Source organism: Streptomyces sp. KR55 (assembly GCF_052245645.1).
In the GTDB taxonomy this organism is placed as follows: Bacteria; Actinomycetota; Actinomycetes; order Streptomycetales; family Streptomycetaceae; genus Streptomyces; species Streptomyces flavusporus.
Window position 1 is genome coordinate 1 of sequence record NZ_JBQQCE010000430.1, and the last position, 8,424, is coordinate 8,424.

The following is an 8,424-nucleotide window of genomic DNA, read 5'->3' on the forward strand; positions in this document are numbered from 1 at the left end:
CCGGGCCAACCGGCCCCAGCTCCTCCGACCGCCACCCCGGTCGTGGACGGCAGGGCTCCGAACGGACTCCTCATCCCGCCCCGCTTCTCCTTCGAACACCTCCTCGGCTCACCCTGCATCGCCCTCCAGCGCAAGCTGCTCCTGCTGCCCGGCGCCGAGTCCCAGGACTACGCCGAGCAGATCGACGACATCCTCGCCCTGCTGGCCGGCACCTACCGCTCGCCCGAGGGCCTCGAGGCGCACGCCGTGCCGGGCGAGGGCGCCGATGTCGAGGTGTGGATCCTGGGCAGCAGCGGCGGACAGAGCGCCGAGGTCGCGGGCGCGCGGGGGCTGCGGTTCGCCGCGAACTACCACGTCAGTCCGGCCACGGTGCTGGAGGCCGTGGACGGCTACCGGGCCCTTTTCCAGCCCTCCGACTTCCTCGACAAGCCCTACGTCAGTGTCTCCGCGGACGTGGTCGTGGCGGAGGACGACGCGAGAGCCCGCGAGCTTGCCACCGGCTATGCGGCCTGGGTCCGCAGCATCCGCACCGCCGAGGGCGCCATCGAGTTCCCGACGCCGGAGCAGGCCCGGGCCCTGGAGTGGAGTGACGAGGACAGGGAGCTGGTGCGCGACCGCGTGGACACGCAGTTCGTCGGCTCACCGGGGCGGGTGGCCGACGGACTGGCGCAGCTCCAGGAGGCCACCGGCGCGGACGAGTTGCTCATCACGACCATCACCCATGACCACGCCGACCGGGTGAGGTCGTACGAGCTGCTCGCGGAGGAGTGGAGCCGGAGGTGAGTGGAAGGCCCGCCCTCGCGCAACGTGGACCACGGCGGGCCTGCTCACCAGCGTGTCCCTTCCCGCATACGGGGATCAGGCCGCCGCGGCGGCCTTGACGGCGTGGGAGACCTGCGCGCGCAGCTCGGCGAACTCGCGGGAGTCGCGCAGTTCCTCGGCGTCGACGTCGCCGCGGGGCAGGCTGATCGGCAGGTCCAGGGCCACGGTCCCCGGGCTTTTGGTCAGCACTACGATGCGAGAGCCGAGGAAGACCGCCTCGTCCGCCGAGTGCGTCACGAACACCGTGGTCCGGCCGGTCCGGTCGGTCACCCGGCGGACGTCCTCCTGAAGCCGCTCCCGGGTCAGCGCGTCCAGCGCCGCGAACGGCTCGTCGAGCAGGAGGAGCGGGTTCTCGGCGGCGAGCGCCCGGGCGATGGCGACGCGCTGTTGCTGGCCGCCGGAGATCTCCCAGACGCGTCGCTTCTCGGTGCCATCGAGGCCGACCCGGGCCAGCAACTCCGCACGGCGCTCGGGCCATTGGGCGCGCTTCACACCCGCGTACCGCAGCGCCAGGTCGATGTTGCCCCGCACGGTCCGCCACGGGAACAGCCGCGGCGTCTGGAACACCACGCCGGCCGCTTCGCCGGGCCGCGGCTCGTTGCCGGAGACCCGCACCGAGCCGTGCGTGGGCTGTTCGAACCCGGCGATCAGCCGCAGCAGCGTGCTCTTGCCGCAGCCGGAGGCGCCTACCAGGACCAGGAACTCCCCGGCCGGGACGGTCAGGTCGACCGGCCCGACGGCGGTGACGGCCTCGCCGCCCCGGCCGTACCGGTGGGTGACGTGGTCGATGCGGACTGATCCGGATCGCGCGGTGCCTGCCCCTTCCGTGGTGTTGATGATCTCACTTGAGGACATCGGACAGCCCCTTCAGATAGAACGCCTCGCGAACGACGTCCTCGGACGGTGCGGCGTCGATCTGCTTCTGGTCGGCCAGGAACCGAGCAGTGTCGGTGACGTAGGTGAGCAGCTCGCCCGGGCTGCCCTCGGTGCCCAGCCAGTCGGCCGAGACCACCTGCTCCGGGGTCAGGAACACCCCCTGCGCGAGCTGCGCCTCGGCGTCCGCGGCGCTGATGTTGAGCTCGGCCGCGACGGCCTCGACCGAGCCGTCGGGGTCGGACTTGAGCAGGCGCAGGGCCTCGGCCTCCGCCTTGCGCCAGGCGTCGATCGCCTGCGGATCCCTGGCGATCAGGTCGTCCGAGACGACGGCCAGGTCGAGGGTCGGTTTGCCCGCCGCGCCGATCTCCTTGCTGCTGGTGAGCTGGGTGCCGGTCTTGCGCAGCTCGTCCAGGGTCGGCAGCCAGACGTAGGCGGCGTCGATGTCACCCCGCTGCCAGGCCGCGAGGATCGGCTGCGGCTGCAGATCGATGAGCTCGACGTCGGACGGCTTCAGGCCGGCTGTCTCCAGCGCCGCCAGCAGACTGTAGTGCGAGGTGGAGGCGAAGGGAGTGGCAATCTTCTTGCCCTTGAGCTCGGCGACGTCGGAGATGCCGGTGGCCTTGCGCGCCACGAGGGCCTCGTTCTCGCCCGCGACGTCGAGGATCCACGCGACCTTGTACGGGATGGGCGAACTGCCGGACACCCCGCGGGCGAACGGGCTGGAGCCCAGCGCGGCGATGTCGAGGGACTTGCCTATGAAGGCCTGGTTGACGCTGGCGCCGGAGTCGAACTTGATCCAGGTGATCTCGTAGTCCGGCAGCGCCTTCTCCAGCAGCTTTCTGTTCTTCACGATCAGGTCGCCGCTGGGGAAGGCGAAGTAGCCGATGCGCAGCCGCTTGGAGCCGCCGGACGACGACGCCTCACTGTCCGAGGAGCAGCCGGTGACGGCCGCGGACACGGCGGCCAGGGCGCCGGCGAGGAGGAGACGGCGGGACGGACCTTGCGGGAGACGGGACATGGCGGAGCCGTTTCTGTGCAGAGAGGAGTGAGGGTTCTATGCGTGACCGCGCCACGGCACGACCGTGCGTTCCAGCCGCAGCAACAGGCCGTCGATGATCAGGCCGGAGACGCCGATGGCGATGATGCCGACCAGCACCACAGGGGTGTTGTTGTAGTTGGCGGCGTCCTTGACCATGCCGCCGATCCCGGGCAGACCGTTGACCAACTCGGCGGCGACGAGCGAGGAGTAGGCCACCCCCACGGCGAGCCGGACTCCGGTGAGCGTCTCCGGCAGAGCGGACGGGACGACGACGTCCCTGACGACGTCCCACCGGGACGCGCCGAGCGCGCGGGCGGCCTCGATCAGGCTCTTCGGCACGGCCACGACGGCCGTGGTGGTGGACACCGCCACGGGCGGGAAGGCGGCCACGGCCAGCAGCGTGACCTTGGGCTCCTCGTTGATGCCCAGCCAGATGATGAGCAGCGAGAAGTACGCCAGCGGCGGCAGCGTCCGCAGGAAGGTGATCCAGGGCTCGAACAGCGAGCGCACCCAGCCGACCGTGCCCATGAGCAGCCCGAACAGCACCCCGAGTGCGATGCCGATACCGGCTCCGATCGCGATGCGCCGCAGGCTGATGCCCAGATGCTCGATGAGGTAGGTGCCGTTGTAGCCGCGTACGCCGTCGTGCGTCGTGGACACGTTGACGAACGCGTCCCACACCTTGGCGGGCGGCGGAACCAGTGTCTCGCTCCACGTCCCGCTCGCCGCCAGCAGCTGCCACAGGACGAGGAACAGCAGGAGCGAGCCGAACGGCAGCGCGACATGGCGCACGCGCGCCCACGCGCCCTGCACCGGCAGGCGAGGTTCGGGCGGCACACCTGCAGGTGACGTAGTGTCATTAGGTTTGGACGGAGCAGGAGTTGTGGACACGGGTCGTCCTTCTTGGGCGCCGGGACGTGAGCTGCTGCCGTCGACAGGCAGGGGAGACCGGCCCCGAGCGACAGTGATGCCGAACGAAGAGGAGAGAGAGCGACCCCTGCAACAGGGGCGCGGCAACCGTCCTGGTGCGGGTGACATCACCGCACGGCAGGGCGCGTAGGAGAAGAGAGAGCTCAGATCAGCAACAACACGAGCCCGGGCGCCGGCACAGGTCGATGACCAGGCGTCGCACCAAGGGCTCGGAAATCATGAGGCCCATTTCTACAGCAGCCGCAGCGCTGCACCAACTGCTGTCCACTCTTCGGAACACGGTCCCGGGACGGCCACTGCGAAGACCGCACGGCAACCCCCTGTCGGACACCCGTGCCATGATCGGAGCCATGCCGCTCGAGATCGTCCCCGCCGATGTCACCGACCTCCACCAGGTGCTGGAGGACCACGCCCGCTACTGGGGCGAGCGGGACCTGCGTGCGCTCCATCAGCCTGTGCTGCTGCGGGAGTTCGGCGCCACATGCATGATCGCCCGCGCCGAGGACGGCATCCGCGGATACCTCTTCGGCTTCGTCACCCCCGAGCAGACCGGGTACGTCCACCTGATCGCCACCCGGGACGACAGCCGCGGCACCGGCCTCGGCCGCCGCCTCTACACGCACTTCACCGAGATCGCCCGTAGCCAGGGAGCGGTCCGCCTCAAGGCGATCACGTCGGTCACCAACAAGGGGTCGATCGCCTTCCATCGCGCGCTCGGCTTCGACGCGCGCGTCGTTGAGGACTAAGACGGTCCCGGCCGGCCGATGGTCGTCTTCACCCGAACCCTGTAACCGGCGTCAGCCGAGCACGCGCAGGAGAGAGCCCAACGACTCCTCCACGCTCCGATCCGCGGTGTCCACCACAGCACGCTCGCGGTGCCACGGCTCGTACTCCCGCTCGACGATCTGTTCCCAACCCGGCAGCGGCAGATCGGGGATGTCGACCGACCGCGAGTCCACACGCCGCCGGTGCTCGACCGGATCCGAGCAGACCACCTCCACCTCGACGCACGGCACACCCGCCCGCACCGCCGCGTCGCGCCACGCGTCCCGAGTCACCGCAAGGGGGTTCACCGACTCGGCGACCACGGACAGTCCCTGCCGCAGATGCTCCTCGGCGAGGGCGTACCCGACGACGTAACCCGCCGGTCCGACGGGATGACGGGCCAGGCCGGAGCGGACCAGCGCCTGCTCGATGGTGTCGACGCGCAGGTGAACCGCGCCGGTGCGGCCGGCCAGGAGACGGGCCAGCGTGGTCTTGCCGGTGGCGGGAAGACCGCTTAGGACGACGAGCATGGGGTTGTCCTTCCGGAGCGCTCCCGCGCGGCACCCTTGACCACCCGCCGGACGGGGCGGGGACCATCCGGGTCGCGTGACGAGCCGGCCACGAACTTGTCATACGCGAGCAGGAATGCCAGCCGTGAGCAAGCCGGTTGCCCGGAATATGACCATCGGATTAGTACTCCCTCACCAGAACCGGATCGACACTACGGTGCAGCTCGCCCGGGAGGCCCACGAGGCCGGACTGCGTTCTGCGTGGTTCGGGCAGACCTTCTCGTACGACTCCCCCTCGCTGGCCGCGATCATCGGCCGCGAAGTGCCCGGGCTGCACGTCGGAACAGCTGCGATCCCCATCTTCGGCCGCCATCCGCTGCTCCTGTCCAGCCAGGCCCAAACAGCCCAAGCGGCCACCGGCGGCCGCTACCATCTCGGGCTCGCGCTCGGCACCAAGCAGCTGACGGAGGCCGGTTTCGGCATCCCGTACGAGCGCCCCATCCGTCTGCTCCGCGAGTTCCTCACAGCCCTGCGCCAACTCGTCGAAACGGGCAGCGCCGACTTCCACGGAGAGCTGCTGACCGCCACCACACCATTGCCGGCGACGGTGCCGGGCGCCGAACCGCCGGTGCCCATCCTGGTCGCCGCCATGGGACCGCAGGCGCTTCGCGTCGCCGGTGAACTTGCGGACGGCATCCTTCCGTACCTGGCCGGCCCGCGCGCGCTCGCCGAGCACATCGTCCCGGCCGTCACCGCCGCGGCCGAGGCGGCGGGCAGGCCGGCGCCGCGCATCGTGGCATTCGTGCCCGGCGTGGTCACCACTGACGCCGAGGCCGTGCGGGAGACCGCGACCGAGGCGCTCGCGTTCTACGAGCGGTTCCCCTCCTACCAGCGGGTCATCGGGCTCTCCGGGGGCACCCGGGCCGCCGACCTGGCCGTGATCGGGGACGAGGAGGCCGTCGCCGCCGAGGTACGGCGGTACCGGGAGGCTGGGGCGACGGAGGTGGTGTTCACCACGACTGACCTGGGTAGTGAGGCCGACCGGCGCCGCACCTGGAAGCTGCTCGGAGAGCTGGCCACTGGCTGAGGCGCCGGAGTGGGCGCTTCTCCAGACCCGCATACGGGTGGTGATCCGCGCAGTTGCCCGGCGTCAGGAACGACAGCGAGCGGATCCGGGGGAGGGGTGAGGTGCTCTCTGCCCGGCCGGCTTCCGCTCGTGGGGGATCTTCTCACCGGCCTCGATCGCGACCGGGAGCCGGTTCTCGGCCGGCGGCAGCGGGCACGTCGCAAAGTCGGTGTAGGCGCACGGCAGGTTGGTGGCACGGTTGAAGTCCAGCACCACGGTGCCGTCGGGCCCGGGTGCGTCGACCTGCAGGGCGCGGTTGGCCGCGTGCGTGGTCACACCGGAGGTCGCGTCGGTGAACAGCACAAGGAGGCCGCCCGGTGTGCTTCCGTTGAAGGCGGTCAGCCCCAGTGTCAGGCCGTTGATCCGGAAGCGGATCCTGCCGGGTGCGTCGTAGACGTGCTGCAGCCCTTCGACGGCGGCGCCCACGGTCGTCGGCCGCGGTTCCGGGAACGGGGTGTACGTGCCGGTGACCATCCACCGCGGGTCCGGCGCATACGCGGGCGTCCCGGTGAACGCGGTGCGCAGCGGATGCTCCGGGTGCCGCGGGCGGATCAGATCGTGGCCGCCGCGCTTGGCGATCTCGATCACGGCATCTCCCCAGACGGAGTTGACGCCGCCGCGTTCCGGGATGACGCCGAAGGCGTGTCGTCCGCGCACTGCGGTGCCGTCGACGACGAGCTCCTCCCCCTCGCCGAGCACGACGGTGACGCCGTCGTCGTCCGTCGACCAGGTGCCGGGCACATCGGGGAAGCGCTGGGGGTCGGTGGTCGGCCAGTGCAGGCCGGTGACGGCGAGGAATCCGTGCTCATGGGCGAGGGCGGAATCCTTCCGCTGGTGCCACTCCTCCCATTCCGCGGCGAAGGTGTCGATGGCAGTGGAGGAATCCTGGACGGTCATGTGTACTCCTGCGGAATACGGTGCTGATGGTCAGAGGGGTACGGGGCAAGGGCAGGCGCCGCACAGGACGCGCCTTGGTGAGGGAACTGCGGGCCACGGTCCCCCAGGGGTGTGAGCATTCTCAGCCACGAGGCTCGATCAGGCCGAGTGCGTGACCCGGGCGTGACCGCTGGTGCTCGACGGCACCGGCCGAGGTGGACCAGCCGGTCACGATGTCCAGGCAGCCGAGGCCGGCTTGTCCAAGGAGTACACCGTGACTGGATTCCCGAAGAGCACGTCCTCGCGTAGAGGGGTGAAGCCAAGCCGTTCCGCCACCCGCACCGAAGCGGTGCTCCCGGGACGGATCATGCAGGTGAAGTAGGCCGCGTCCAAGGTCGCGAACCCTCACTCCAGACATGCACGGCCTGCTTCGGTCGCATAGCCGTGGCCCCATGCCTCGGCCTTGAGCGTCCAGCCGAGTTCCACCTCGTCGAAGTTCTCCCAGTAGTTCCCCCACGCGCCCAATGAATTCACCGCTGGACTTCAGCTCGACGGCACACAGCCCGTGGCCACGTTCCGCCCACTGCCGTTCGACTGAGGCCAGCCGTTCCAACGCCTGCGGGTGCGAGTAGGAGCCGACGAACCGGTTCACCCGCTCATCGCTGTGGAGCGCAACGAACGCGTCGACATCCTCAACCCGGAGAGGCCGCAGCAAGAGCCGTTCGGTCTCGATCACCCGACCAGCCTATCCGTACGGTGAATCGCTCCGGCATCCGAGCGTCACGGCTGATTCACGAAGAGGCGCGGTACGCACGGGCGTTGCGCACGAACAGCCCGTGCAGATCGCGTACCGCCCGGGGCATGGAACCGGAGTTACGGCGCTGCAGGACCAGCAGCACGTCGGTCGTGTCGCCCGCGAGCGGCCGTACGGTGATCGCGCCCCGCCGCTCCAGGGGATCGCCGAGGACACTGAAGTCCGGCAACACCGTCGCCCCGAGTCCCTCGGCGACCATCAGCTTGCCCATCTCGGCGCCGTCGGTGGAGTACGAGAAGGACGGCGTACGGCCGCCCAGCAGACGGTGGACGAAGCGGTGCATGACGTAGCCGGACCGCATCACGACCAGCGGTCCGGCCAGGAGGCTGTCCGCGTCCACCGCGTCCAGGGCCGCCAGCGGACTGTCCGGGCGCACGCACACCACCGGTCGGCCGCGCAGCAGCTCGGTGGTCTCGAAGCCGGGCGGCATGTCGTCGCCCCCGAGGTAGTTCACCAGGCCCAGGTCGAACGCGCCCTCCAACAGCCCGCGATGGATCTCCGCCTGCTGCGCGCCGACCAACTCGACCTGGGTGACCGGGTGCGAGGCCCGGAACTCCCGCACCGTCGGAATGACCAGCGGCACCGTGGCCGCGTCGACCGTGCCGAGCCGGACCATACGGCTGATGTGGTGCTGGTCACCGGCCGCACCACGCAGCCGGTCTACCGC

General features: G+C 70.2%; 10 protein-coding genes and 1 pseudogene. 3 read left to right on the top strand and 8 right to left on the bottom strand.

All coding sequences use genetic code 11. From position 1 onward, the window contains the following. Window positions 1-783 (top strand): LLM class flavin-dependent oxidoreductase (locus ACTWQJ_RS40485; protein ID WP_443311425.1); only part of this gene is annotated, 783 nt, incomplete at its 5' end. Between the two features lie 75 nt (window positions 784-858). Here ACTWQJ_RS40485 and ACTWQJ_RS40490 read toward each other — a convergent pair. From ACTWQJ_RS40490 to ACTWQJ_RS40500, 3 genes are read right to left on the bottom strand one after another with little or no spacing between them, the layout of a single operon-like run. Further along, on the bottom strand, window positions 859-1,677 hold the full coding sequence (locus tag ACTWQJ_RS40490) for an ABC transporter ATP-binding protein (protein ID WP_443311426.1): 819 nt from the start codon (window positions 1,675-1,677) through the stop codon (window positions 859-861). Then, on the bottom strand, window positions 1,664-2,716 hold the full coding sequence (locus ACTWQJ_RS40495) for a taurine ABC transporter substrate-binding protein (protein ID WP_443311427.1): 1,053 nt from the start codon (window positions 2,714-2,716) through the stop codon (window positions 1,664-1,666). The genes ACTWQJ_RS40490 and ACTWQJ_RS40495 overlap by 14 nt, the downstream gene beginning before the upstream one ends. Before the next feature lie 36 nt (window positions 2,717-2,752). Then, complete coding sequence (locus ACTWQJ_RS40500; protein ID WP_443311428.1) at window positions 2,753-3,574, bottom strand: ABC transporter permease; 822 nt, start codon at window positions 3,572-3,574, stop codon at window positions 2,753-2,755. A gap of 431 nt (window positions 3,575-4,005) precedes the next feature. On the opposite strand from ACTWQJ_RS40500, the gene ACTWQJ_RS40505 reads away from it, so the two are divergent. Next, the gene (locus ACTWQJ_RS40505; RefSeq protein WP_443311429.1) at window positions 4,006-4,413 is read left to right on the top strand and encodes a GNAT family N-acetyltransferase; all 408 of its coding nucleotides are present in this window, start codon (window positions 4,006-4,008) and stop codon (window positions 4,411-4,413) included. A gap of 51 nt (window positions 4,414-4,464) precedes the next feature. Here ACTWQJ_RS40505 and ACTWQJ_RS40510 read toward each other — a convergent pair whose 3' ends face one another. Continuing rightward, window positions 4,465-4,962: an AAA family ATPase gene (locus ACTWQJ_RS40510; protein WP_443311430.1), complete on the bottom strand. Its 498-nt coding sequence runs from the start codon at window positions 4,960-4,962 to the stop codon at window positions 4,465-4,467. 148 nt (window positions 4,963-5,110) lie between these two features. Here ACTWQJ_RS40510 and ACTWQJ_RS40515 point away from each other — a divergent pair, with 148 nt between their 5' ends. After that, window positions 5,111-6,028 carry an LLM class F420-dependent oxidoreductase gene (locus ACTWQJ_RS40515; RefSeq protein ID WP_443311434.1) on the top strand — a complete coding sequence of 306 codons (918 nt, stop codon included), beginning with the start codon at window positions 5,111-5,113 and terminating at the stop codon, window positions 6,026-6,028. 63 nt (window positions 6,029-6,091) lie between these two features. Here the strand turns inward: ACTWQJ_RS40515 and ACTWQJ_RS40520 are convergent, their stop codons facing one another. From ACTWQJ_RS40520 to ACTWQJ_RS40535, 4 genes and pseudogenes are all read right to left on the bottom strand, one after another. After that, on the bottom strand, window positions 6,092-6,964 hold the full coding sequence (locus ACTWQJ_RS40520; RefSeq protein ID WP_443311431.1) for a DUF1684 domain-containing protein: 873 nt from the start codon (window positions 6,962-6,964) through the stop codon (window positions 6,092-6,094). Between the two features lie 384 nt (window positions 6,965-7,348). After that, complete coding sequence (locus ACTWQJ_RS40525) at window positions 7,349-7,477, bottom strand: GNAT family N-acetyltransferase (protein ID WP_443311432.1); 129 nt, start codon at window positions 7,475-7,477, stop codon at window positions 7,349-7,351. A 37-nt stretch (window positions 7,478-7,514) separates the two neighbouring features. Beyond that, window positions 7,515-7,679, bottom strand: a pseudogene (locus ACTWQJ_RS40530) (GNAT family N-acetyltransferase); the annotation flags it as partial. Between the two features lie 55 nt (window positions 7,680-7,734). Next, the coding region (locus tag ACTWQJ_RS40535) for a substrate-binding domain-containing protein (RefSeq protein WP_443311433.1) at window positions 7,735-8,424 on the bottom strand (690 nt) is incomplete at its 5' end.

Excerpts from the sequence above, each read along its gene's own strand:
- ACTWQJ_RS40510 (WP_443311430.1), bottom strand. The coding sequence starts at position 4,962 with ATGCTCGTCGTCCTAAGCGGTCTTCCCGCCACCGGCAAGACCACGCTG.
- ACTWQJ_RS40505 (WP_443311429.1), top strand. The coding sequence starts at position 4,006 with ATGATCGGAGCCATGCCGCTCGAGATCGTCCCCGCCGATGTCACCGAC.
- ACTWQJ_RS40520 (WP_443311431.1), bottom strand. The coding sequence starts at position 6,964 with ATGACCGTCCAGGATTCCTCCACTGCCATCGACACCTTCGCCGCGGAA.
- ACTWQJ_RS40515 (WP_443311434.1), top strand. The coding sequence starts at position 5,111 with ATGACCATCGGATTAGTACTCCCTCACCAGAACCGGATCGACACTACG.
- ACTWQJ_RS40490 (WP_443311426.1), bottom strand. The coding sequence starts at position 1,677 with ATGTCCTCAAGTGAGATCATCAACACCACGGAAGGGGCAGGCACCGCG.
- ACTWQJ_RS40495 (WP_443311427.1), bottom strand. The coding sequence starts at position 2,716 with ATGTCCCGTCTCCCGCAAGGTCCGTCCCGCCGTCTCCTCCTCGCCGGC.